This is a genomic window from Terriglobia bacterium (assembly GCA_020072785.1).
Taxonomy (GTDB): domain Bacteria; phylum Acidobacteriota; class Terriglobia; order Acidiferrales; family UBA7541; genus Acidiferrum.
Genome location: JAIQGG010000001.1, coordinates 41,547 through 66,734, shown reverse-complemented (window position 1 = coordinate 66,734; position 25,188 = coordinate 41,547). Strand labels below are relative to the sequence as shown.

At 64.9% G+C, this 25,188-nt stretch carries 17 protein-coding genes and 1 tRNA gene; 8 read left to right on the top strand and 10 right to left on the bottom strand.

The window, feature by feature from the left end:
- Positions 1-39: 39 nt before the first annotated feature.
- From LAN61_00250 to LAN61_00235, 4 genes are all read right to left on the bottom strand, one after another.
- Complete coding sequence (locus LAN61_00250) at positions 40-3,168, bottom strand: carboxypeptidase regulatory-like domain-containing protein (GenBank protein MBZ5538926.1); 3,129 nt, start codon at positions 3,166-3,168, stop codon at positions 40-42.
- A gap of 405 nt (positions 3,169-3,573) precedes the next feature.
- On the bottom strand, positions 3,574-4,413 hold the full coding sequence (locus LAN61_00245; protein MBZ5538925.1) for a cupin domain-containing protein: 840 nt from the start codon (positions 4,411-4,413) through the stop codon (positions 3,574-3,576).
- 250 nt (positions 4,414-4,663) lie between these two features.
- Entirely contained in the window at positions 4,664-5,677 is a 1,014-nt protein-coding gene (locus LAN61_00240) for a hypothetical protein (protein ID MBZ5538924.1), read from the bottom strand.
- A 31-nt stretch (positions 5,678-5,708) separates the two neighbouring features.
- The gene (locus LAN61_00235; protein MBZ5538923.1) at positions 5,709-8,255 is read right to left on the bottom strand and encodes a response regulator; all 2,547 of its coding nucleotides are present in this window, start codon (positions 8,253-8,255) and stop codon (positions 5,709-5,711) included.
- Between the two features lie 368 nt (positions 8,256-8,623).
- On the opposite strand from LAN61_00235, the gene LAN61_00230 reads away from it, so the two are divergent.
- The 3 genes from LAN61_00230 (at position 8,624) to LAN61_00220 (ending at position 13,337) form a co-directional block, all read left to right on the top strand.
- On the top strand, positions 8,624-10,015 hold the full coding sequence (locus LAN61_00230; GenBank protein MBZ5538922.1) for an APC family permease: 1,392 nt from the start codon (positions 8,624-8,626) through the stop codon (positions 10,013-10,015).
- 113 nt (positions 10,016-10,128) lie between these two features.
- On the top strand, positions 10,129-12,654 hold the full coding sequence (locus tag LAN61_00225; GenBank protein MBZ5538921.1) for a PIG-L family deacetylase: 2,526 nt from the start codon (positions 10,129-10,131) through the stop codon (positions 12,652-12,654).
- A 77-nt stretch (positions 12,655-12,731) separates the two neighbouring features.
- Positions 12,732-13,337 (top strand): nuclear transport factor 2 family protein, encoded by a 606-nt coding sequence (locus tag LAN61_00220; protein ID MBZ5538920.1) that lies wholly within the window; start codon positions 12,732-12,734, stop codon positions 13,335-13,337.
- Between the two features lie 43 nt (positions 13,338-13,380).
- On the opposite strand, the gene LAN61_00215 is transcribed toward LAN61_00220, so the two are convergent.
- Positions 13,381-13,665: a hypothetical protein gene (locus tag LAN61_00215; GenBank protein ID MBZ5538919.1), complete on the bottom strand. Its 285-nt coding sequence runs from the start codon at positions 13,663-13,665 to the stop codon at positions 13,381-13,383.
- A 340-nt stretch (positions 13,666-14,005) separates the two neighbouring features.
- Here LAN61_00215 and LAN61_00210 point away from each other — a divergent pair.
- The 4 genes from LAN61_00210 (at position 14,006) to LAN61_00195 (ending at position 19,403) form a co-directional block, all read left to right on the top strand.
- Positions 14,006-14,092: transfer RNA gene (locus tag LAN61_00210), tRNA-Leu, on the top strand.
- 272 nt (positions 14,093-14,364) lie between these two features.
- A complete protein-coding gene (locus LAN61_00205) occupies positions 14,365-15,132 on the top strand; it encodes an SDR family oxidoreductase (protein MBZ5538918.1) in 768 nt (255 codons plus the stop codon).
- Between the two features lie 48 nt (positions 15,133-15,180).
- Complete coding sequence (locus LAN61_00200) at positions 15,181-16,572, top strand: FAD-dependent oxidoreductase (protein ID MBZ5538917.1); 1,392 nt, start codon at positions 15,181-15,183, stop codon at positions 16,570-16,572.
- Between the two features lie 257 nt (positions 16,573-16,829).
- Entirely contained in the window at positions 16,830-19,403 is a 2,574-nt protein-coding gene (locus LAN61_00195; protein ID MBZ5538916.1) for an RNB domain-containing ribonuclease, read from the top strand.
- 61 nt (positions 19,404-19,464) lie between these two features.
- Here the strand turns inward: LAN61_00195 and LAN61_00190 are convergent, their stop codons facing one another.
- The 4 genes from LAN61_00190 to LAN61_00175 form a co-directional block, all read right to left on the bottom strand.
- A complete protein-coding gene (locus LAN61_00190; GenBank protein ID MBZ5538915.1) occupies positions 19,465-20,103 on the bottom strand; it encodes a signal peptidase I in 639 nt (212 codons plus the stop codon).
- A 613-nt stretch (positions 20,104-20,716) separates the two neighbouring features.
- Positions 20,717-21,877: a radical SAM protein gene (locus LAN61_00185; GenBank protein ID MBZ5538914.1), complete on the bottom strand. Its 1,161-nt coding sequence runs from the start codon at positions 21,875-21,877 to the stop codon at positions 20,717-20,719.
- Positions 21,874-22,170, bottom strand: coding sequence for a PqqD family protein (locus LAN61_00180; protein MBZ5538913.1), 297 nt, complete (start codon positions 22,168-22,170; stop codon positions 21,874-21,876). The genes LAN61_00185 and LAN61_00180 overlap by 4 nt, the downstream gene beginning before the upstream one ends.
- Positions 22,167-22,775, bottom strand: coding sequence for a hypothetical protein (locus tag LAN61_00175; GenBank protein MBZ5538912.1), 609 nt, complete (start codon positions 22,773-22,775; stop codon positions 22,167-22,169). Before LAN61_00175 ends, LAN61_00180 begins: the two co-directional genes overlap by 4 nt.
- Before the next feature lie 505 nt (positions 22,776-23,280).
- On the opposite strand from LAN61_00175, the gene serC reads away from it, so the two are divergent.
- Positions 23,281-24,399 (top strand): 3-phosphoserine/phosphohydroxythreonine transaminase, encoded by a 1,119-nt coding sequence (gene serC, locus LAN61_00170; GenBank protein MBZ5538911.1) that lies wholly within the window; start codon positions 23,281-23,283, stop codon positions 24,397-24,399.
- Between the two features lie 88 nt (positions 24,400-24,487).
- Here the strand turns inward: serC and LAN61_00165 are convergent, their stop codons facing one another.
- Entirely contained in the window at positions 24,488-25,186 is a 699-nt protein-coding gene (locus LAN61_00165) for a pirin family protein (GenBank protein MBZ5538910.1), read from the bottom strand.
- Positions 25,187-25,188: the final 2 nt, after the last annotated feature.

Genomic DNA, 25,188 nt, shown 5'->3' with positions numbered 1-25,188 from the left:
CATCCTCCAGACTTCCCCCTTTCGCGTTTACGACACGGATCAGAACGTGTAGCGCAATGCGAACTGGAACGCCCGCGGGCCGCCCGAGCCGAAGAAGCCGCCGGCCGTGCGCAGCGGCTGATTGAAGCCCGGGGAAGTGATGTCGTTGTTGTAGCCCGAGAAGTTGTTGCCGTTCAGGCCGCGGATGTTGGTGACGTTGAAGAGGTTGAAGACCTCGGTAATGAATTGCAGCTTCTGTTCTTTGAACAGAGTCCAGGTCTTGGTGCCCCGCAGGTCGAAGGAGTTAAAGCTGCTGCCAAACTTCAGGTTGGGGTTTACTGGGTTCAGCGTGATCCCAGGGTTACAGGGAATCTGGTTCACGCCGCTGCACACCGGCAGTGCGTTCCACGCCGCAATGACCGTGTTCAACTCAGCTCCCGTCGTAATGCTGCGCCCCAGGGCGTTACGCGCCAGGAGGGGCAGGCGCGTGCCCAGGGCCGGCACCAGCGAATTCATGGGCACGGAAGAGCTCAGGGTCCAGATAGGTGAGAGGGTGATCTTCCAGGGCACCTCGAAAACGCCGTAGAAGACGAGGCGGTGGCGTTCGTCGGTGGGCGCATAGCCCTTCTCTAGTTGCGAGTTGTTGCTGCGGAAGATGAGGTTGACGGCATCCTCGGCGCCGTTAAAGGGAATCTGGTCGTCGTTCGAGTAGTTGAGGGTTTTCGAGAGCGTGTAGTTGACGTTGAAGCCCCAGCGGAAATTGGCGCTGCCCGTGGGCCGCTTCTGCAGGCTGAAGAGCAATGCGTCATACCAGCTCTTGGCCGAGGACTCGATGTTGGTCACCTGGTCGGAACGCCCCGTCAGCGGGTCGGTGATGGTGCACGGGTCGAATCCGTTCGTGCAGACGATATTCGGCGAGGTGCTGGTGGTGTTGCGCAACAGCCGGCCCCACAGGAAGCGCTGCCCGAAGTTGTGCAGGCCGTCGGCGGAAATCAGCCAGTTCTTGGCGAACATCTGCTGCACGCCGAGAGTGAATTGCTGGACGTAGGGATGCTTGGCTTTCGGGTCGATATGGTTGACGCCGATGCCGAATACGGCTGCTCCCCCGGAGAAGGGAGCAGCCAGAGTGGGTGTGCCCGGATCATAAGTGGAATCGCTATAGAAGCATCCGCCGAGCGTCTGGTCTTGCGAAGCCGGAGCAATAGCCGAAGTGCAGGTCGAGCCGTTAAACGCCGCCAAGGGCAGAATGCGCCCGTTCAAGAGCAGCTCGAGCAGAGGCACCTCCGTGACTACACGGTCATAGTAGATGCCGTAACCGCCCCGGACCACTGTCTCCCCGTGCTTGAGCGGATCCCAGGCGAAACCGATGCGCGGCCCAAACTGCTTCAGGTCCTTCCCGCTATGGGTGCCCAGGATATTCTCGGCGAACTCGCAGGTGTTATCCGCAGTGGTGAGGTCTGGGCAGGGGCGCAGGTTGCTGGCGTCGCCTACGACGTCGTCGAACTCCCAGCGCAAACCCATGTTCACGGTGAAACTTGGCCGCAGCCGCCAATCATCCTGAACGTAGGTGCCGAAATAGGCGTTGGGGTAGAAGGGAACGCTCGGCGGGCGCGAGGGCGCCGCACTCTGGAGCGCATAGGCAATGGGGATGTCGAGGTCATTGATTAAGCCATCTCCGTTCAGGTCTTGAGTGGCAAAATTCTGGGTCAGGACAATGCTGCCGCTGCCGTAGAGGTCGAAGAGCGCGTAGGTATTGAGGTGCTGCCATTCGCCGCCGAAGCGCACGGTGTGATTGCCCAGCACCCAACTCAGGGTGTCGCGGAGCTGGTAACGGTTGAACTTCGTGATCTGCGGAATGCGGAAGTTGGCTCCGTCCTGCAGGGTGGGGAATCGCAGTTCGTTGCCCGCGGCCAGTCCCCCGGGATTGGTGATCGGATCATCCGGACTGAAGGCCGGCATATCGTTCAAAAAGTAGTCGGCGTGAAAGATCAGGCTGTTGATCACGCTCGGTGAAATCATGCGCGTCCAGTTGGCGAGCACGGAATTGAAGCGATTCAGAGCGGACTGCCGGTTGGCGGCCGTGCCTTGCGCTTGCTTCAAGCTGCCGTTGTCAATGCCCAGGGAGCGATTGAACGAGTAGCGCACCGCCAGGGTGTCCTTGCTCGTCAGCCTGAAGTCGGTGCGCGCGTCCAGAAGAAAATCGTGGAGGAACGCGGGCGCCGAGCCGCTGACAACCGTGTTCGATGTGAAATCGCGCTGGCCCACGGAGACCGCGTGCGTCTGGTGGCGGTACTCCGAGGAGACGAACCACCATGCATGGTCCTTCTTAAACGCCCCGCCGGCGGATCCGCCGAATTGTTCGCGGGCGAACGAGGGCGTGGGCTGGGTACGGTCAAAGGTCGCGGGCAGGCCCTGCAGCGTCTTGTGCCGGAAGAAGAGGAAGGCCGAGCCGTGCAGGTCATTGGTTCCGGATTTGGTGATGATGTTGATGATGCTGGAGCCCGAACGGCCCACTTCCGCGGTGAACTTGTTCGTGGCGATCTGAAATTCCTGCACACTGTCTTCGGGCAGGTTGGCCAGCGTTCCACCAACGACCTCATCGTTGTTGTCACCGCCGTCAATCGTCAGGTTGCCGCCACGGCCAAACGCGCCTGCCGACGAAACTTCCAGGGTATTCGTCTTGGTCGGATCAAAATTGGTCGCCGGCCGGTTGCCGGGAATCAGGAAGGCCAGCTCCAGGAAGTTGCGGCCGTTCAAAGGGATGTTTTCTATTGTCTGGGATTCCACCAAGCCCTGGACCTCGGACTGGGTCAGCTCGACCTGCACCTCGCCCACTTGCACATTTACGACCTGGCCCACTTTAGCCAGGACCAGCTTCACGTCCACCGTCGTGGTGCGGCCAACCTCCAAGCGGACATCTTTCGCTTCCGAGGTCGCAAACGAGGGAGCCTCGATGCGCAGCGTGTAGTCTCCCGGAGCCATGTTGGCGAAGGTGTAGAAGCCCTGCGCATCGGTGGTCGTGTCGCGCGCGATGCCTGTGCCTTGGTTGGTAATCGTGACCTTAGCGCTGGCGACCGATCCGCCCTGCGGATCCGTCACCGTTCCATTCAAGGTGGCAGTCGGGAGTTGTCCCATCGCTGCCAGTGAAAAGATCAGACACAACAAAACGCAGATCATTGAACGAAGCATAATCACCCCTCCACTCCTAAGTTTGAACTCGTAATGGTCAGTGGACTTCCGTCCGTGTCTCGAGGCCCGGTCGAGGTTTAGGTAAGCGACACGGCGAGGTCCCCAGCCCCCCATGTTCAAGAAATTGGCCGGAGCATAACACACTCAATTGCCGATTACGATAAGTTTTCCGGGATGGGTCAAAGCTCTCTAAAAACATCCCTGCTCGTTAGCAGGCCGCGGAAAAGGGCTAAAAACACGTATAGCGGCGGCCTTCAGGCGGGCAAAGCATCGAAAAGAAGAGGCCGGGATCCGGCCAAGTCGGGATGAATTGCGCCAGGCGCTAGAAAACCTAAAAAAAGGAATTTTATCGCAGTCTGCTGGACGAAGGAAGCGCCCGGAATGTTTCCGCCGGGTGCCGCGCGTTTACACGTCCTGGGGAATCGCGGACTCCGCCAGGCTGTGGCCTTTGATTTCGCGCGCCGGCGTGCCGCCGCGGATATCGCGGCCGGTGGGCAGCCAGGTGCACACCTTGCTTTCGTCCACCCAGACGGTGGTGCATTCGCCGGGCGCGAAAAACTCGGCGAACACCATGTCCTCGTCGCCCCCGGCAGACAAATAATGCCGCTCGCGATCCGGGTAGTACACCACGTCGCCCTCGCGCACCGGGAAGGGCTTCTCGTTGGCGTACGCGGTGCCGTGGCCGCGCAGGATGTACATGAAGTGCTCCGCGCCCTCGTGATGATGGTTCGCCGCGGTCGTTCCCGGCGGGTAGATGATCATCTCGCCCTTGATGGCCTTGGTGCCGAAGAGCTTGGGGGTCGCGAGATAGATGCGCTTGCGCGCGTCATGTTGCGAGTGGAGCACGGGCTCGCGCGTCCAATCCACTACGCGGAATTGGGGAGGATGCGCCGCGAGGGCGGGATCGAAGCGCGTGGCGTTGGGAACCTCGGCGTAAAGCAGGCGCGCCCCGCGAGCGCTCGTCAGCGTCCCCCGGAAGCCCGGGGGCAGAAAGACGACGTGGACCTCGGAAAGCGCTTCGCTGCCCTGGGCGTGAGTAATCCTGGCCTCGCCAGCGAGCATCTGGAACCAGGCGAGGCTCTGCCCGGGAACCGCGAACTCGAACGAGGCGCCCGCCGCGAACGTCAGCCGGTCGAGCAGGATGTTCGTGCCTGCGACGCGCTCTTGCGTGAGAAGCCTCTGGCGTTCGACCCCGTTGACGAGCGGCTCCGCGGCAACCGCACTTACATTGCAAGTGATGGCCATCGGGACACCTCCAGCAGAAACCGGCGATGCGCTCCGCCCGCAAAAGGGAACAACCATCGCGGGGGCATAACCCTCAAAGTATCGCAAATCCCTGCCCGGCGGCCAGCCGGAATTAGCCCGTCGCTCCCGTTCGACCGGCGGCGGCTGGACGGGGCTGGCCCGCGTCACGGCGACAGGCGCAGCACGCGGAAATTCGCAGGGGTGACATGACCCGTGGTCCATGACTCGCAAATGACCGGGACGCTCCGGGCTAGGGGTTGGCCGGAGGGAGCGCTGTCTCTGCGGGAGACGCTGGCAGAGAGAAATCCGGGCCGAGAGCGGCGAGGGAGGCTTGCGCAAGGTCCTGGATGCGGCGACGGCACTCGGCATCGCGCAGGGGGAGGGCGGCAGCCTTGCGGTACCACGCGGCGGCTTCTTCTTTCCGGGCGAGTTTGGCGTTGAGGTCGCCGCGGAGCAGCGCGAAGAGCGGATTTCCGGGGTACTGCGCGGTGAGCGGGGCGACGACGGCGAGAGCGTGCTCGTAGTCGCGGTCGTAGTTGCGCAGGTTTTTCGCAAGATAGAAGCGGGCTTCGGCACGGGCCAGCGTGCCCTGGGTCATGGCGCGCTCGAGTTGCAGCAGGCCCGCGCGCTTGCTGCCGCCGGGAATGCCCATGAAGAAGCGCAGCACCTTGGCCATGGCGGAAAGGGTGTCCACGTAATAGTTGTAGAGGCCGAGGCCGAGCTCGGCGTCGGCCAGGCTGGGGTCCAGGGCCAGCGCGCGGAGCAGATGCTCACGGGCGCGCACACCGGCGCGCGCCGCGGGGCCCTTTTCCCAGCGCAGGCCGTAGAGGCGCGCGGCCAGCGCCTCACCCATGCCGGAATAGAACTGCATCTCGGCGGAGTCGCCCTGGCGGAGGCGGGCTTCGGCGAGCGTCACCACCTTCTGCGCCAGGTCCAGATAGGCGCGGTCTTCGGCCAGCGTAGGGGCGGATTTGGCGCGGTGCCAGGCGTCGGTCATGCCGTATTTGAATTCGGCGGAGGCGCAATAGAGTTTCCACCAGCGCGCCTCCCCCTCGAGGAGATAGCCGAGAGGATGATCGGGCTGGGCCTGCTGCAGGGCGCGGAACTCTGCGATGGCCGCGTCGGGATCGCCGCCATAGAGCGTTTCGAGGCCCGCGGAGGCCGCCGGCGGCATGGAGAGGCCGGCGCGGGCGCTTCCGGCAACGAAGAGGAGGCCAGCCAGCAGGGAAAGGACAAATTTCGAGAGCGAGAAGGGGCGGCGCATGGATTGGCATCCCGCGTAGCGTTGCGAACGGCTACGGCCGGGGATGCGCTAGTTTAATCTCTTCGAGGAGCGCGGCAAACGGAAATGGTTTCTGCAGCAGGGTGCTGTTCGGGGGGAGCTGCGTTTCCGGGAGTTCCTCGGCGTAGCCGGACATGACGATGACGCGGACGCCCGGGTGCTGTTCGCTGAGGCGGCGGGCGAGCTCGGTGCCGCGTAGATCGGGCATGTCCAGGTCGGTGAGCAGAACATCGAGGGTGCCGGAAAAGTTGGCAGCCAGTTCCAGGGCTTCGGCCGTGCTGGTGGCTTCGAGGACGCGGTAGCCGGAACCGCGGAGCATTTCCACCAGGGCGTGGCGCAGCGCCGTTTCGTCATCGGCGATCAGAACCGTCCTTCCTTCCCCGCGGACGATCTCCGGAACTCTAACCGGAAGCACGGACGCGGAGGGTTCCAGGGGTTCCGCGGCCGGGAAATACAGCTCGAAGCGCGCTCCCAGGCCGGGGGCGGATTCCACGCGGATGCCCCCGCCGCTCTGCTTCACGATGCCGTATACGGTGGAGAGCCCGAGCCCCGTCCCTTTGCCCACGGGCTTGGTGGTGAAAAAAGGCTCGAAGATCTGTGCGCGGGTGGCTTCGTCCATGCCGAAGCCGGTATCGGCGACTTCGAGGAGAATCCAGCCACGCGAACTAGGCCCCACCCCGGGAAAATCCTGGGGTAGAACCACGGCGTGGCGCGTGGAAATTCGCAGATGGCCGCCTTGGGGCATGGCGTCGCGGGCATTGATGGCCAGGTTGGCGACGACCTGCTCGATCTGTGAGGGGTCGGAGAGAATCCAGGGGTCCGCCGCCTGGTGCACAAACTCGAGTTGGATATCGGAGCCGAGGAGGCGGGACAGGATGGTTTCGGCCTCGCATAGGGCATCGTGGAGATTGAGGCGGCGCAGCTCCACGACCTGCTTGCGGCTGAAAGCCAGAAGCTGCCGGGTGAGCCCGGCGGCCTTCTCGGTGGTGCGGTGGATCTGCTGCAGATAGTTGCGGGCGGGCGAGCGCGGCGGGAGGAATTTGTCGAGCATCTCGGAATTGCCGCTGAGCACCATCAGCATATTGTTGAAGTCGTGGGCTACGCCGCCGGCGAGCCGCCCGAGCACTTCCATCTTCTGCGCCTGGCGCATCTGCGCTTCCAGTTGCTTCTGCTCTTCCTCGAGCTTCTTCTGTTTCAGGCTCTGGCGGTAGTTGTCGTAGAGCACGCCGGTGGCCTGGGACATGGTTTCGAGGGCCCGCAACTCATTCGCGGAATAGCCGCCCGGCCGGTTGGCCACGGCGATCAAGCCGACGGCTTCCTGGCCCTTGAAGATGGGGACGCCGAGAAAGGCATCCAGTGGGGGATGGCCGGGGGGAAGCGCGCCGGAGCGCGGATCGCTGGCGCGGGAGTTGGCGATGACGGGTTCGTGCTGGGTGATAACGTAGCCGAGAAGATTGTGAATGTGGGTCACATCGAAATAGCCCGTTTCGGCCTGCTGCCGCATTTTCTCTTCGTACAGGGCGCGGCCGAGGGTTTGGTCCCAGACTACGCCGTCGTGCGCGAGGACGCGCAGCACCGGGCCGTCCACCAGCACGCCGAGAAAGCCGTATTCGCTCTGCGTCTGGCGCAGGGCGAATTGCAGGAGATGCTGGCTGGCATGGCTCCAGTCGCCGCTATCCAGGAAGGAGGTCAGCGCCTGGGTCACGGCCGCCAGGGTGGCTGTCTTCTCCTGCAATTCCTGCTCGGCACGCTTGCGGGCGCTGATATCCTCAACGTTCATCCGCAGGCCTTCCAGTTTGTCCTGATCGCTGTAAAAAGGGGCCAGGGAGATGCTGGCCGGAAAGGGCGCGCCGTCGGCGCGCAGCCGCACGGTCTCGTATCCGGTGATCACTTCCCCGGCGCGCGCTCTCTGCAGCAAATCTTCGTGCTCGGCCATCCGGTCCCCGGGAACGATGCGTCTCTCCGCTTCCGCGATGGTGCCGGGACCCTGGCCGAACAGGCGCTCCGCGGCCGCATTCCAGGCGTTGATGCGGCCCTCGGTGTCAAAACCGATGACGCTCGTGGGCGCGGCCTGCATCATCACGCGGAAACGTTCATTACCGCGGCGTTCCGCGGCTTCTGCGGCGGTACGCACAAAGGCAAGAATCTTGTTTGCACCGAAGAGCAGGACGGCCGCGGCGCCGAGCGAAGAAACCGCAGTGAGAACCATAAACGAGATTGTGAACCAGTTCCCCTGCTTCCCGGCCATGGCTACTTCCAGGAGGTGCAAGCTTCCGGAACCGAAAATGAAAACACCAAACGCCCAGAAGCAAACGGGGAAAGGCAGAGCGCGGCCGGCACGGCGAATCAGCCAGAACAGCGTGACGGAAATGATCAGGTAAGCGAGGCCGACAAGCAGGTTGACGGTCGTACCCGTCCCGAGCACGCGGACCGGGCCGAGGTAGCCGAATTCGCGCGGCAGGGCGTTGGGCGGCCAGAGGGTTAGCGCAAAGAGCCCCGGCACCGTCATCAGCGGAAACAGGGAGGCGAGCGCAAAGCGCGCGGAGCGAGGAGAAAGCAATTTCCTCCGGACACCGCGGCCTGAGATCTTTGTGCCCATGGGCTTTTTCCCGGCGCTCCGCCTGCGCCAGACTTTCGTGGCGGCACGCGCGCTCCTGTAACTTCCGAACGGTTGGGGGCTTCGGGGCAATGGCGGGAGGGGATGAAGCAGACAACCTGGCCCCGGAGAGTCCAGCAGAAACCAAAACGAAAGGGGGGATCGGACCTGCTGAATTTACGACGGGGATCATACCACAATTCTGGCCTGAGCAACAGGACCCGGCGTAGCCGATAGCGCAAAGGTCGTGGAAAGCTTTTTCCGCGCTCCGCGTTAGGCGCGGCTGGGCCTTTTTGCTATCCTCACTGTTCCTGCGCGGAGTGCCCCTGCCGATGCCTACCCAACCCGAGCCCTCTACGCCGCAAAGCGCCCCCCCAGCGGGTTTGGAGCGCGGGCTGGGCCTGCGCGAAGCCGTGGCCCTGAACATGATCGACATGGTGGGCATCGGCCCGTTCGTGGTGAGTTCGCTGGTGATTCGCGAAATGGGCGGGCCGCAGGCGCTGCTGGCGTGGATCGGCGGCGCGGCACTGGCGCTGCTCGATGCCCTCGTCTGGTCGGAACTGGGCGCGGCGATGCCCCGCGCCGGGGGCAGTTACGTTTTCCTGCGCGAAGCTTTTGGCGCGCCGCGCTGGGGCCGGCTGATGTCCTTCCTCTTCGTGTGGCAGACGCTGATCCAGGCGCCCCTGGTCATCGCCAGCGGGGCGATCGGCTTCTCGCAGTACGCCACCTACCTGCACCCGTTCCCGGCGTGGCAGCAGAAGGCCATCTCCGGTGGCGTGGTGCTTCTCCTCGTCGTGCTGCTCTATCGCCGCATCACGGCGGTTGGCAAGATCTCCGTCCTGCTATGGATCGGAGTGCTGGCCACGCTGTTCTGGCTCATCTTCGGCGGGGCCACGCATTTCAACGCGCGCCTGGCGTTCACGTTTCCCCCGGGTGCCTTCCACCTCTCCTGGGTTTTCTTCGCCGCATTGGGTGGCGGCATGGTCAACACCGTTTACACCTACTGGGGTTACTACAACATCTGCCATCTCGGCGGAGAGATGAAGCAGCCGGAGCGCAACATTCCGCGGGGTATCCTCATCTCCATCGCGGGAATCGCGGTGCTCTACCTGCTGATGCAGACCAGCATCCTGGGCGTCGTGCCCTGGCAGAAGGCGCAGAATTCGCCGTTCCTGGTGAGTACCTTCGTGGAAACCATCTACGGCACGCGCGCCGCCAACCTGGCCACGCTGATGGTGCTGTGGATTGCGTTCGGGTCGATCTTCTCCGCGCTGCTCGGTTACTCGCGCGTGCCCTATTCCGCCGCGCTCGACGGAAATTTTTTCCGGGTGTTTGCGCGCGTGCACCCGCAGAAGCACTTTCCGCACCTCTCCCTGCTCTTTCTCGGAGCCCTGGCGTTTCTCTTCAGCCTGTTCTTCCGGCTGGCGACGGTGATCAAGGCCATCCTGGCGATGCGCTTGCTCGTGCAGTTCATCGGGCAGGCCGTGGGCGTGATGCTTCTGCGGCGGCGCTGGCCCGCGGAGCGTCTGCCGTTCAAGATGTGGCTCTACCCGCTGCCCGCGCTGCTGACCATGCTGGGCTGGGCGGGCCTCTTCTGGGCCACGGGGCCGGCGCGCAAGTGGGGATTGCTGGTGATCGGGCTGGGCGTGGTGGCGTTTCTCCTCCGCGCCCGGCTAGTGAGAGAATGGCCCTTTGCGCAGGGCAAGCAACCGGAGGCCGTGTGAATCACCTTTTGAGTGTGTCATCCCCCGCGGAGCGCCGAGGCCTTCTAGCGGCCCGCAGTCGCGGGATCTCTACTGCATGCCGGAGTAACCGGCCCAGGAAGATCATTGCGCTTTTGACTGCAGCACTGACTCTGTGGCTGGCCGCGCCCGCGGCGGCGCAATTCCCGCCCGCGCCGGGCACCGGCACGGGGCTGGCCGAAACGGTCGAGGCCATCGACAGCGCCCGCGTCACCACCCGCATTCTCTACGTCACCGCGCATCCCGACGACGAATCCTCTTCGGTGCTCACCTACCTGGCGCGCGGCCTGCACGCCGACGTGGCTCTGCTCTCCCTCACCCGCGGAGAAGGCGGCCAGAACGCCCTCGGTCCGGAACAGGCGCCGCAGCTCGGCCTCATACGCTCCCAGGAGCTGCTGGCGGCGACCCGCGGTTACGGCGTAAAGCTCTTCTTCACCCGCGCGCCCGATTTCGGCTTTTCGAAGACCCCGGAAGAGACCGAGCGCATCTGGGGCGACCAGGTGCTCGACGACATGGTCCGCGTCATCCGCACCTTCCGCCCGAACATCGTGATCAACAACTGGGGCGGCGTCCACAGTGGCCACGGGCACCACCAGGCTTCCGGCTTGCTCACACCAAAGGCCGTGCAGATGGCCGCGGATCCGAAAGCCTTCCCCGCACAGCTGCTGGAGGGCCTCAACACCTGGGGCGGCGGCGCGCATCCGGTGGAGATTCTCGGCATCGAGCGCGGCGGCGACAGTCCGAAGGGACATATCCTGCCGCTTGACGAAATCTCGCCGCTCTACGGCAAATCGTGGCGGCAGATCGGCCTCGATGCCTTCATCAATCACCGCACCCAGGGCATTTCCGGATTTATCGGCTCGCCCTACATCTGGCGCCCGATTGCCCTGACACGCGAAGATGCCGCCGCCAATCTCGATCCCGCCGTCCTGGCGCAGCCGCTCCGCGCGCTCGGCGGCGATGCCTTGCCGGAAGGCTGCACGGGCACGGCGTTTTTCTGCCCCGTACTGAAAGCATCCGAAGAGGATCTGGCCGCGGCGCGCACCGCGGCCCTGGCGCTCGATTGGCGGAAGGCCGCGCAAGCGCTCGCCGGAGCCGCCCAGGCCGTCGCCTCGCTCTATCCCGGCGGGAGTCACGCAGCGCACTGGCGCGCCAGCGATCCTCTCTTGGAAGAGCTGCATGCCGCGCACAGCCGCATCGAGCGGGCGCTGGCTCTGGCTGCGGGCGTCGAAGTGAGTGCGCAGGCGGACAAGAGCGACCTCGTCGCGGGCGAATCGTTCACCATCGCGGTGAAGACGCGCTGCCGCCAGGAAACAGACTGCGCGCCCGGCGAACTGCGTCTGGCGCTGCCGGAAGGAATGAAGGAAAGCAAGCGCGAGGGCGGTCCCACAAATGGATTGCAGATCACCGTGGCCGTGGAAAAACCCGCACCGCCGATGAGCACCTGGGCGCAACTGCAGCCGGAAGCGCCGCCCCTGGTGGAGGCGCAGCAGGCCGTCCGTGTCGCGGGATACAGCTTCACCGCGGCCGTGCCCGTAATTCATGTCGCGGCCAGCTCCACCCGCGTGGACCGTGTGGCGTTGCGCATCGTGCCGGCGTACACGCTGGCCGTGGAGCCCAAACAGGCGATCGCGGTGCTCGGCGAGGCGCGCAAGCCTTTCGACGTTTTCGTGCGCGTGCATTCCAATGCCGCGCAGGCAGGCCAAGTGCGCGTGGGCCTGGACGTGCCGGGGGGCTGGACGGCCGGCCCGGAGCAGGCGCTCAAATTTGCCGGCCAGGGCGAGCGCTACGCGCGCTTCCGCGTCACGCCGCCGGAAAAGCTCGCGCCGGGGCACTACGCAATTGCCGCGTACGCCATACGCGGCGAAGAAAAATTCACCACGTCGCTCGAGCCCCTGCCCACGCTGCCGACTCAGCTGTGGAGCGAACCGGCGGAGTGCCGGGTGCACGCCTTCGAGATCAGCGTGCCGGAAAATCTGCGCGTCGGTTACATCACTGCGGAAAACGAGCCGGTCCCGGAAGCGCTGCAACGCCTGGGCATTCGCGTGGAGCTGCTGGACGCGCCGGCGCTGGCCTTCGGCGACCTCGCGCGCTTCGACGCCATCGTGGTGGGTGTGCGCGCCTACGAGTTGCGTTCCGACCTGCCCGGCGCGAACCAGCGCCTGCTCGATTACGTGGCCAAGGGCGGCACGCTCGTCGTGCAGTACAACCGCGAATTCGCGTGGGACAAGCTGCAACCGGCGCCCTATCCCGCGAAGGTCGCTCCGGGAAAGCCCGGCAGTCCGCTGCCGCGCATCACCGATGAGAATTCTCCCGTGAAATTTCTGAAGCCCGGCGACGCCCTGTTGAACCGTCCTAACAAGATCACCCAGGACGACTTTCAGGGCTGGGTGCAGGAGCGCGGTCTCTATTATTGGAGCCAATTCGATGCGCGTTACACGCCGCTGCTGGGGATGAACGACCCAGGCGAGCCGGAACTCGACGGCGGGCTGGTTTACACGCGCTACGGCCAGGGCACCTACATTTATACGGGGCTGGCCTTCTTCCGGCAGATGCCCGAGGGTGTGCCCGGAGCGTACAGGCTTTTTGTGAATCTCCTCAGCGCATCGCGCTTGCGCTGACGTATGATTCTTTCGCCGCTGCCGTCGGCAAGGAAAGACGGCCGGCGCGAGGGATACACCCCATGCATGGAGTCAGCGTGAAAAGGAAGCTGCGGGCTGCCGGGCTGCTGTTCCTGTGCGGATGCGTGCTGCTGCTCGGCGCCCTGCCTGCCGCGGCGCAAAAAGAGAAAAAGTCCAAGAAAGAAAAGAAGGCGATCGACACCGCCCCTCTGACGCTTCCCCTCCCCGAGGAGAAACAGATTGACGTGGCCATCTCCGGGATGCTCGCGGCGTGGCAGCTAGGGGACGTCGAGTTGCTGCACAAGGCCTACGCCGATGACGTATCTGTCGTCAGCGGCGCCTGGGAGCCGCCTATCCTCGGCTGGGCCAACTATCTCGCGGATTACCAGCGGCAGCGTGCGCGGGTGCAGCAGGTGCGCATGGACCGGCTGAACACCTATGTGCATGTGAGTGGCACCTTCGGCTGGGCTTGCTATCAGTGGGAATTTTCCGGAGTGGTGGACGGGCAGCAGAGCGCGGCGCGCGGCCAGACCACGCTGGTTCTGGAAAAGCGCGACGGGAAGTGGCTGATCGTGCACAACCACACTTCGCTCGTCCAAACGGCTGCGCCTCCCGCACCGGCCACAACTCCCGCGGGCGCGCCAAACCCGTCACAGCCGGAGAGCAAGCCCCCGTCGCCGTGAGCAGCGTACCGCGAGCCGCGGAGGCCTGACGGCCGCCCGCGCCTTAGAAGTTCTTCAGCCCTTCGTACAGCCACACTCCGGCCATGGCCAGCAGGAGCACGCCGGAAGCGATGCCCGCTGTGGTAATGGGCCGGGAGAGCGCGCTGATCTTCGCCACGATCATGCGCTGCTCGGCAGCCATATGCTCTTCCGCAGAATCGAGGAAGAGCTGATCATCCTCCTGATTGGTGAGCAGGCTCCGCCGGATCAGCAGCACAACGAATGTTGCTGTGGCCAGACCCCAGGCAATCAGAAGGAAGGTTAGAACGTTCGGTTGCAGGTACTCCATGGTGACCTCCCAAAGGAACCGCCCCCCAGGTGAACGAGCAGATGGAGCGGGCGGGAAATCCGCCTCTGCGGCGGAGTATAGCACTTTCTCGTGGGAAGGGTACCTGGTGACAATAGGAGTCAAGGGGGGTTGGGGCCACCCGCGGAACTTGTCCCGGTCCCTGTAGCCGCCCTCTTCAGTGGGCGGTTTTTTCTTCCCTCCGCTCCCGCCTCTTCGGACTCATACACTTCAACTCTGCTAGGGGGATACGATGTGAGTAGGCTCTTCCAGCGCTCCCAGCGCGTTGACAAAGCGCGGTGCGGTGGGCAAAATGAATTCTACTGCCCTATATCTCACCTGTGCCCAGGTGGCGGAACTGGCAGACGCGCTAGGTTCAGGACCTAGTTCTCGCAAGGGAGTGGAGGTTCGAGTCCTCTCCTGGGCACCAATTCCTTTCTTCCCTGACCGCACCGCACGATAACCCGGAACCACGGTGTCCCCTTTCTTAGAATCAGCAGGCGCCGGAATGCGCTGGCCCGCCGCTGCGTCTCGGCGCTTGACAAACCCGCGGCAAGAGGCTAAATGTGCAGTCGCGGCAAAATCAAACGGTTGTTTGGTTGACCCGCACGGGGCGCAGCGTGATCACCTACTGTTACGATCCGGACGGTCTGCTCATTGAGCTGGCACAATTTTCCTGAACTCCAAAAAGCGAGGACCATCATGCGACTGAAAAACAAGCGGGCATTGATCACCGGCGGGGGCTCCGGCCTGGGCCGGGCCATGGCGGAGCGCTTCACGGCCGAAGGCGCCGCGGTGGCCATCGCCGACATCAACAAGGCGGACGCCCAGGAGGTGGTGAAGCAGTTGACGGCCAGGGGGCACAAGGCCATGTGCACCATCGGCGACGTCTCCAGAACCGCGGACGCGCAACGCATGGTGCAGGAAGCGGTAGCTTTTCTGGGCGGGCTGGAGATCCTGGTGAACAACGCCGGGATCGAAACGGTCGGCTCGGTGACCACCGCGAAAGAAGAGGACTGGGACCGGCAGATCGGCGTGAACCTGCGCGGCACCTTCGTGATGAGCCGCTTCGGCGTGCCGGAAATCATCAAGGCCGGCGGCGGCTCGGTGATCAACCTCGGCTCGATCGGCGGGCTGGTGGCGGTCAAGGAATATTCGGCCTACGGGGCGTCCAAGGCCGCCATCGTGCAGCTCACGCGCAGCATGGCCGCGGACTACGCGGCGCACCACATCCGCGTGAACAGCATCTGCCCCGGCCCCATCGACACGCCGATGATCCAGCGCGCCGCGGAGACCCTCAACCCCAAGGACCCGGAAGCGATCAAGAAATTGTACGGCAGCTACACTATGCTCAACCGCCTGGGCAAGCCGGAGGAAATCGCCAACTGCGCGCTGTTCCTGGCCAGCGACGAAGCGGGCTACGTCACCGGGCACGCCTTGGTGGCCGACGGCGGCTACACCGAGCAGTAGCACCGGAAAGAGATACCGAAAACCAACTGCAGGAAAGGGACCGGACACATGGCTAAATACGACGTGGTGGTCATTGGTGCAGGAGCGGCAGGATTGAGCGCGGGAGCGATCCTGGCCAAGCAGGGCAAAAAGGTTCTGGTGATGGACCGGGACGCATACCTGGGCGGGCGCGGCATGGCCATTCCTTATGAGGGCTACCGCCTGAATCTCGGCGGGCATCTCCTGGAAGACAGCGGCTCGGGAATCACCAAGATCATCGAATACATCGGCGGGAAACTGGAGCACGGGCCGACCAGCAAGGGCATGCCCGTGTGGGTCGGCGACCGCTGGAAACCGGTGCAGGAGCTCTACAACACCGACAAGAGCGAGCTGAAAAAGATCATCCAGATCCTCACGGATATCGACTTCAAGGAGTTCGACAACTACGACGACGTGCCGCTGCGCACCTGGCTGCGCAAGTACACCACCAGCGAAGGGGTCATCGCGCTTTTCGAATACATCACCGCGGCCGAGGCCATGACCGAGCACTGGTACGACCACGTGGCCAGCGACAACCTCTACGTGCGCAAGATGCACTACATGGAAAAGCGCATGGCCGGTTATTCCTTCTGGCCGGTGGGCGGCTGGGACGGCATGTTCCAGCAGATGGCCGACGGGGTGACCCGGCACGGCGGCGAGATCTGGATGCAGACCACGGCGCAGAAACTGCTCATCGAGAATGGCCGCGTGGTGGGCGTAGCCTGCGAGAAGGGCCCGCGCGCAATCCCCAACGAAGCCTATAACTGGGAGGTGGTGGAGACGGAATGCGTAATCTCCACGCTGCCGGTGTGGAACGTGCTGAATTTCGTGCGCGAGGAGGATCTCCCGGACTGGTACGTGGCGCAAATCAAGATGCTGGCGCAGGATCAGTTCCGCGCGTGCTGGCTGGGCGTTTACGCGGCGACGCGCGAACCGGTGTACACCGGCATTCACCCCACGGAGCTGGCGGTGTGGTTCGGCGCGCCGCACAGCAAGCTGGGCGGCTTCGCCTTTCTGGGCACGGGCTACGACCCGCAGATCGCGCCGCCGGGCATGCACCTGTTCAACTGCGGCTTCGTCTACCAGGGCCTGCGCAGTCCGAAGTGGGTGGAGCAGCACTTCGATCTGGTGGAACAGGACCTTAAGACCTTCTATCCCGGCACCTGGACGGACAAGAACATCGTCTGGAAGAAGCGGCACCTGGTGGCTCAGCCGGCCTTCGGCGTAATCCAGAAGCCCGGCCTCGTCGGGAAATACCGGCCGGACTACTCCGCGCCGAACGTGGACGGCCTGTACTTCGCTTCGGAAACCTTCCGTTCGCGCGGCATCGGTGTGGACCGCGCGGCACGCGCCGGCCTGACCTGCGCGGAGCGCGCCCTGGGCCGGCGCATTCCGGAGTTCAAGGACTCCTGGCACGACTAGCGGAGCGCGACAATCGCGCACCGCGCCACGGCGCATTACCGTGAATACGTCACGGACGGGCTGATGAAGATCATCGAAAGCCCGTCGCGCGAGTGGTTCGCGCCGTTGCCATAGCCGCGATTCGAATCGCAGCAATCACCTGGCGTTCCGCAATTGTTCCACGGGAAACATAAGCCGGCATCGAAAAGTTGCGCCCCGCGGGCGATTTGTCGTTAGAATCGCAGGAGAAGCGGGACGCCCTTTCGCCGCTTTCCAAGATGCCTCGCACGGACACCATCCAATACGCCGATGTCTTGCATTTTCTGCAAGATCGCGGAAGCCCTGCAAACACCAATGAAATTGCCGGCGGTCTGCGCCTGCCCAAGCATGCCCGCCGCATGCTCCACAAAATCCTCGCCAAGATGAAAAAACGCGGCGCCATCGAAGAGCTGCCCGGTGGACGCTACCGCGTCTTCGGCCGCAAGGGCCTCACGCCCGCCGCGGGCCGCGAGCGCCACGAAGCCGCGGGACTCGCCGCTGCGGCGGCTGGCCGGGACACCGTGACCGGGCGGCTGGTGCTGCACCAGGACGGCTACGGCTTCGTCGTGCCCGAAACGCCGCTGCCGCATCTCGACGGCGACATCTTCATCGGCCGCGACGCCATCGAGGACGCCATGCACTCCGACCGCGTGCTGGCCAAGATCACGCGCATGAGCGGAATCCCCGGCGCACAGCGCGCCGAGGGGCGCATCCTGCGCGTGCTGGAGCGGGCGCATCCCACCATCGTGGGCCTCTTCCGCTACGGCGCGCGCGGCAACGTGGTCCTGCCCTACGACACGCGCATCCAGCACGAAATCGAGATTCCCCCCGGCGAGGAGCTGACGCCCGGGCTGCGCGAGACGCTCGCGGAAAAGCTCGGGCTGCCTCCCGCGGAAGAGCATGCAGCGCGAGGCAGGCATCCCGCGCATCTGCGGCGGCTGCCGCGCCTGCCGGAGCTGGACGGCGCGGTGGTGAACGTGGAGATGGTGCGCTATCCCCGGGGCGGAGGCGGCGCGACCGGGCGCGTGGTGGAGATCGTGGGCCGCCCGGGCGATATCGGGGTGGACACGGAGATCATCATCCGCAAGCACCACCTGCCGCACGTCTTTCCCGGGGATGCGCTCGAGGAAGCCAACGAGCGCGCGCAGCCGGTGAGCGCCCACGACCGCGAGGGGCGTGAGGATTTCCGCCATCTGCCGATCGTCACCATCGACGGAGAAACGGCGCGGGATTTCGACGACGCCGTGTACATCGAGCGCCGCCCCGGCGGCGGCTGGCACCTGGCCGTGCACATCGCGGACGTCTCGCATTACGTGCGTGCGGGAACCGCGCTGGACCGCGACGCGCGCCTGCGCAGCACCAGCGTCTATTTCCCGAGCCGCGCCGTGCCCATGCTGCCCGAGGAGCTCTCCAGCGGCATCTGCTCGCTCAACCCCCACGAAGAGCGCCTGGTGTTGAGCGCCTTGCTGGAGTTGGACGCCGCGGGGCACATGCTCTCGGCGCGCTTCGTGCCCGGGGTAATCCGCTCGGCCGCGCGCATGACTTACACCAACGTCAACAAGGTGCTGCAGGGCGACGCGGAGACCACCGCGGAGTATGCCGCGCTGGCCCACCATTTCCAGGACATGCGCGAACTGGCGCTGCTCCTCAACGCCCGCCGCAGCGAGCGCGGCTCCATCGATTTCGACCTCCCCGAGCCGGTCATCGAATTCGACGAACAGCTGCGCATGACCAGCATCTCGCGCAGCGAGCGCAACGACGCGCACCGCCTGATCGAAGAGTTCATGCTGGCGGCCAACCGCGCGGTGGCCGGCTACCTCGAAAAGCGCGGCATCGCCTCGCTGCACCGCGTGCACGAAAAGCCGGACGCCAAAAAGGTGCTGGAGTTCGAGGAGCTGGCGCGGGCCTTCGGGTATTCCCTGGGCGTGGAGGGCCTTTTCGAACGCGTGATGCCCGTGCGCCACGGGCGCGTGCCGGCGCCCGCGCGGCGGGGGCGGCCCGATTCCTACGGGCACGGGCGGCCGCGGGCGATGCGCGTCACGCTGCCCGGCGCCACCCCGGGCGTGGAGCTGCGCATCTCCCCGCAGCACTACCAGCGCCTGGTGCAGAAGCTCGCCGGGAAGCCCGAGGAGCGCATCATCTCCTACCTGATGCTGCGCTCGCTGAAGCAGGCGCGCTATGCCGCCGACGCGCTCGGCCACTTCGCCCTGGGTTTCGACGAATACACCCATTTCACCTCGCCCATCCGCCGCTATCCCGACCTCATCGTGCACCGCATCCTGAAGTGGGCGCTGGCGCATCCGGACTCCGCCGCGCCTTCGCCGCGCGAAACCGCTCCCGCGCGCGGCGCGCCCCGCGGCGCGGAGGCCGCGGTGTACACCCGCCCGCACCTAGAAGAGCTGGGCACGGAAACTTCGGACGCGGAGCGCCGCGCGGACGCCGCCGAGCGCGAGCTGATGAACTGGAAGCGCGCGCAGTACATGGAAGGGCGGCTGGGCGATGAGTTCGACGCGCTGATTATCTCCGTGCAGAAGTACGGCTGCTTCGTGGAGCTATTCGAGGTCTTCGTGGAGGGGTTGCTGCCGGTGAGCGCTCTGGAAGAGGCGGCGCAGGCGCGCTGTGTCTACCGCGAGCGCGACCACGCGCTGGTGGCCCTCGCCCCGCACGCCCACGGCCGTGCCCCCGCGCGGCACGCCGCGGTCAAGCCCGCAGCGCGCGCCTGGCGGCTGGGCGACCGGGTGCGCGTGCGCGCGGAGCGCATCGACCCCATGCGCCGGCGCGTGGAATTCGCTCTGGTGAACGCGGAAAGTTGACCGCTTTGCGGTCACACGTGAAGTTGACCGCTTCGCGGTCGCGCTTACGAGAGACAGCGGGTCAGCGGGAAAGAACGCTGGACGGAGCCAGCAGGTGCAGCACGCGGCGCGCCGGGCGCGCAACCCCGCTCGCCACCCGCGCGAGCAGGTAGCCCAGGCTGCTGCACCGGGAAAACTGGGCGATCAGCAGGCCGAGCATCAGCTGCCCCGGCGAATCGAGATCGATAAGCCGGTTGCCGCGATAGAGGCTCAGGACCCGGCCGAGAATCTCTTCCTGGCCAATGATGCCGTCGGCATGAGGATTGGCGTCGCCCTTGGCGAGAAAACGGGCACCCTGGCGCAGGCCGCGTCTTTCGACAATACGGTGAACATACAGCCTGTCGCCGCGCCGGAAAAGAACCACGTCACCACAGCGCACGGTGTCTGGCGAAGCGCTGTGGATGACCACGACGTCGCCCGGCCGCACCCAGGGAAGCATGCTGGCTCCGTAAACACGAAGCACCACGCGGCTGTGGTTCAGCAGCGCCTCGGCAACGGCTTGGGCATCGCTCGTACGGCGTTCGCCGCCGATGGCGCAGGCACCCGAGCGGCGTTCCGCAAAGGATATCCCAGCGTCTTCGGCGCGCGAAAATCCGGGATCGGGCAACGGCACGGCGCCCAGTGCAGGAAAGGCCAGCCCTCCGGTCGCGGGCGCCGGCACCGCAGAAGTTTCCGAAGCGGGCGGGTACAAAGGCGCCGGGGAGCTCCCGGAGCGCAGGCCCGGCGCGGAAGAAGAGGACGCCCTCCTCCATCGCCCGCGCGGCGGGTGGGCGGAGAGCGCGAGATCTTCTTGGTTGCGGTGTGATCCGGGCATCGCGTAGCCTGCCGCCAGTTTCCGCCGGTGAAACACAGCGTTTCCCGGGCAAAACGCGCAGGTCCGCGAATAGAGTCTTTCTTTCAGCGATTACGGTCAACAAGGGGTTCTACGGAACTTGTCCAAAGAAACAGGATGGGATGCAAAGAATCTCGCGAGCCCGGCCCGCGGCGCTGGCGCGCCGTTCCCTGCAGAGCCCGGAACGCTTGCGGCGCGTCCGCGACCCGAAAAATCAGGACGTTTTGTTTCCCGGGCCTCTGCAGCTACCCACGGAATTCACCTTATTGCATGCCAGCGCCGTCGTTTCGTAGATCGGTTCCGAAGCGACGGTGGGCTTGCTGTACGGCTTTTTGCCCTTGGGCGTTGCGGGCGGCGTCTTGTGATTTTCGGCCATGCGTCGTGTCCTTTACTTTAGAACGAGTTGTACCTGGTCACAAGAAAGTTCGTTTCGACTGGCGCGTCAATTTCCCGCCGCGGCAGCTTGTTCCGCATGCAGGGCGCTGAGCGGGCGGGCCACGCCCGCGAAACGCGCCTTTTGCTCGGCCAGCTCGCAGGCGCGCTCGTACGCGCCCAGAACGTCGCCCCCCTCCATCAAAGCCAGCCCCGGACAACGCTCGCAATAGCCGCGAATCTCGCAGGAGGAACAAAGCGGGAGCTGGCTTTCGCGCACGGCTCGGAGTTGTTCGAGAGAGGAGGCATGCTGCCAGATGTCACGGAAGCGTTGGCGGCGAAGGTTCCCCGCCGGCTGCGGCAACTGCACGCAAGGAAGAACATCGCCGTAGGGAGAAATGTAGAAACTGTTGTGGCCGGCGCTGCAGGGGATGTCCTCGTAGGCGGAGGATTCAAGACCGCTGGAGACGGCGCTGGCCAGTGCAGGGACGAGCTTCCCGGAAGGCCTGGCGACATCCGCTTGGGCCGCGGGCCGCGGGCGGCAGGCGCTCAAGACGGGATCCTGCAGGACGGGCAACAGCGCGGCAGTCGAGACGCGATGCGCGAGCGGCCCCGCGGAGCCGTCCATCATCGGCGTGATGGTGGGGTCGAAGCTATAGGATACGCCCAGTTTTTCGGCCAGGGCCATAACCCCGCGGTAGGCCATCAGATTCTGCTGCATCAGCGGGCAGGCCAGCCGGACCTTTATCCCCTGCGCGACGAGCCACGGGACGGCAGCGAGAGTGCGCGCGAGCGAGCCGGATACTTTGGTAATGGCGTCATGCACGACCGGGTCGTCGCTATAGACGCTGATCTGGATGTTGCGAACGCCCAGTTGGTGCAAACGCGTGGCGCGCTCCGCGGTGACCAGCACAGCATTGGTCTTGAGGCTGATATCAAAGTGCAAGCCGCGGGCCGCCGCGAGAATTTCGAAGAGATCGGGGCGAAGAAAAATTTCGCCGCCGCTGAACGTCAGAGTGAGAACGCCGGCAGCCGCCAGCTCCTCGAGCACCCGGAGGATTTCGGTGGTGCTGAGTTCGCCGTGGTCCTCATGGTCGAGATAGCAATGGACGCAGCGCTCGTTGCAACGATAGGTCAGGTCAAAGTGGACATGGAGCGGATGGTGCTTGCGCGCGGTGCGCGCGGCCACCCGCTCCATTACGGAAGCAGCAGCCTGTGCCGCTGTGCTCAACGCGCGGCTCCGCCCGCGGCCGCGGCGGTGACGAGCAGCTCGCGCGTGGCCAGTTGCTGCAGCAGCGCTTCGGTGTCGGCCAGCGCATCTCCCGGCGGTACTTCGTATTCGGCGGCGAGCATCCCGGCGAGGTCCGCGGCGGAACAGCGCCCGTCGATCTGCCGCCAGATGAAGCTGGCGGTCTCGTTGAGCTCGTGCATCACGCTGTCGCTGGGCGAGATGATGACCGTTTCGCCATCGATTTCCCGCCAGGCCAGAAGCGGATTCTTCTGCCAGGGAATCGTCGTGCTCATGCGGGCAGAACCTCCCAGACCGTTCGGTCTTTACGGAACTCCAGATCGTATCCGGGGATCTCTTCCGCAACGCCGCTGAGAATCTCCAGGAGCCGGCCGTTGGCCGCAGGCTGCGCGGAAAAAAACAAGACGTTGGGCAAAAGCGCGCGCAGCAACTCCGCCGGGCGGCGCGGCGCGGCGCGATTCTCCGGGGCCTGCACCAGGCGGAAAATGCCGGCCACGGGAGCGCTGTGATTCACATCGCCGGCACGAAATTCGCCCCAGAACGGCGTGCCGTAGGCGCGCCAGGCGCCCTCTTCGAAGCGCAGCAGCGAAATCTCGTCGGTCAGCACGCTGCCCGCGGGCGCCAGCGAGGCCAGCGTGCTCTTCCCGGCGCCGGAACGCCCGGTGAAGACGTAGGCGCGCCCCTGGCGCACGACCGTGGCCGCATGCAATAGAAAACCGCTGCGGGGCAGCAGAATCCAGGAAAACAGGATGCGCAGCAAGGAATCGAATACATATTCATTGCGTACGCTCGTGAAGAGCGCTTCCCCGGCGCAGCACTGCAGCCGGCTTTGCTCCCATTCGTAGGCAAACTCCGCCGCACCCTGTGCCGGCTCGTCCAATTCGATAACTCGGATGGGAAATGGATCTCCCTCCGCCCCTTGAAACGCGGCGTAGCGGGCCGCGGCGGAGTGATAAAGAGTATCGTTCGGAAGAGAGACACGGAAGGGCACGCTGCCGATGGAAAATTCGAGCGTTTGTGTCGGACGGCGAACTAAAGCAACGTGCGGTACTCCCAAGTGTCTCCTCATCGCCTGCGGGCGTTCCCCCGGGAAAGAGGCGGACGCGCCGTAAACGAATGCCCCCAGAGAAGAAAGCAGGCATATTAGGACTCAGAGGCGCTAGGCGAGTCAAGCCGATTTCTTGGGCGGAGAGCCTCTCTCCATTGGCAAAATTGGTCTTCTGCCTCCGGCATTCTCCGCGGAAAAAACGCGCCCCCGGCGGCCCGCCGCGTTCCGCCGGAGGAGAGGAGAACCGGCGATTTCTGCTACTCTGTAGGGTGGAACACATGGCGCCGCCGGCCCCTCCCGCCCACCGCCCCATTTCCACAGAGAGGATTCGACCATCGTGAGTTTTCCCACAGGCAGTGCGCGCAACACGAAGCGTGTTTTCAATTTCAACGCCGGCCCGGGGGCCCTGCCCCTCCCGGTCCTGGAGCGCATCCGCGAGGAGCTGCTGGATTACCGCGGCTGCGGCATGTCCGTGATGGAGATGAGCCACCGCTCGCCGGAATTCGAGGCCATCAACGCGCACGCTGAACAGGGGCTGCGTCAGCACCTGGGAATTCCCGAAGACTACGCGGTGATTTTTGTGCAGGGCGGCGGCAGCTTGCAGTTCACCATGGTGCCCATGAACCTGTGCCTTCCGGGGAAGCCCGTGGACGTGCTGCATACCGGGAGCTGGACCGCCAAGGCCATCGCCGAGCTGAAGAAAGGCGTGGCCCACCGCATCGCGGCGAGCACGGAAGCCGGGAAATTCACGCGCGTGCCTCGTCTGGAAGAGATTTCGCTCTCGCCGGACGCCTCCTACGTCTATATGTGCACCAACAACACCATCGAGGGCACACAGTGGACCGCGCCGCCGGAGACCGGCGGGGTGCCCCTGGTTGCGGACATGTCTTCGGATATCGCCTCGCGCCCCGTGGACGTCAAGAAGTTCGGGCTGATCTTCGCCGGCGCCCAGAAAAACCTCGGTCCTTCCGGCGCGACCGTGGTGATCGTGCGCAAGGACCTGGCCGAGCGCGCGGACAAGAATCTGCCGACGGTGCTGCAGTACCGCACGCACATCAAGGAAAAATCGCTCTATCACACGCCGCCGACCTTCGCGGTATACATCATCGGCCTGGTGACCGAGTGGATCGAAGCACAAGGCGGCCTCGCCGGCATGGAAAAGCGCAACGCGGCCAAAGCCAAGCTGCTCTATGACGCGCTGGATGCCGGCAGCTTCTATACCTGTCCGGTGGAGAAAGCCTCGCGCTCGAAGATGAACGTGGTCTTCCGCGTGGCCGGCGGAAACGAAGCCCTCGAAAAACAGTTTGCGCAGGAAGCCACGGCGGCGGGCCTCATCGGCCTGGCCGGGCACCGCTCGGTGGGCGGCATGCGCGCCTCGCTCTACAACGCGGTTTCGCTCGAAGCCGTCGAAGCGCTGGTCGGCTTCATGCGCGAATTCCAGCGCACCCGCGGCTGAGAAAAAGACAGGCTCGGGCGGGGCTTGCCCGCCCCGGCTGTCTCGCAGTGCGTGCGCCCCAAGAGGCGCCCCTGCCCCTGCAAAGCAATCAGGCTAAATCGAAAAGCAGCACTTCCGCGTCCTGCACGCCGCTGAGTTCCGCGAATTTCTCCTGGGAGATGGCGGCGCCGTCGCCGGCGGCGAGCTCCGTGCCGTTGAGCGTGACGCGCCCGCGGGCCACGTGCAGCCAGGCGTGACGGTTCGGCGCCAGGGCGTGACGCACGGTCTCGCCGGGGCCCAACAGCGCCGCATAGAGCGCGTTGTCCTGATGAATGGTGACCGAGCCCTCGCGGCCGTCCGGAGAAGCGACCAGGCGCAGCTTTCCGCGGCGTTCTTCCGCGCTGAAAGCCTTCTGCTCGTAGCTGGGCGCGATGCCCTTGCGCTCCGGAAGCATCCAGATCTGGAGCAGGTGTACGGGCTCGCTCTCGGAGGCGTTGTATTCGCTGTGCGTCACACCGCTGCCGGCGCTCATGCGCTGCACCTCGCCGGGGCGGATGACCGAGCCGTGGCCCATGCTGTCGCGGTGCTGCAAAGCGCCTTCCAGGACGTAGGTGACGATCTCCATGTCGCGGTGCGGGTGGGTGGGAAAGCCGGCGCCGGGCGCGACACGGTCCTCGTTGATCACGCGCAGGGTGCGAAAGTGCATGTGCCGCGGGTCGTAGTAGTCGGCGAAGGAAAAAGTGTGAAAGGTGTCGAGCCAGCCGTGGTCGAAGTGGCCGCGCTCGGGGCTGCGGCGAAGCTTTATCATGG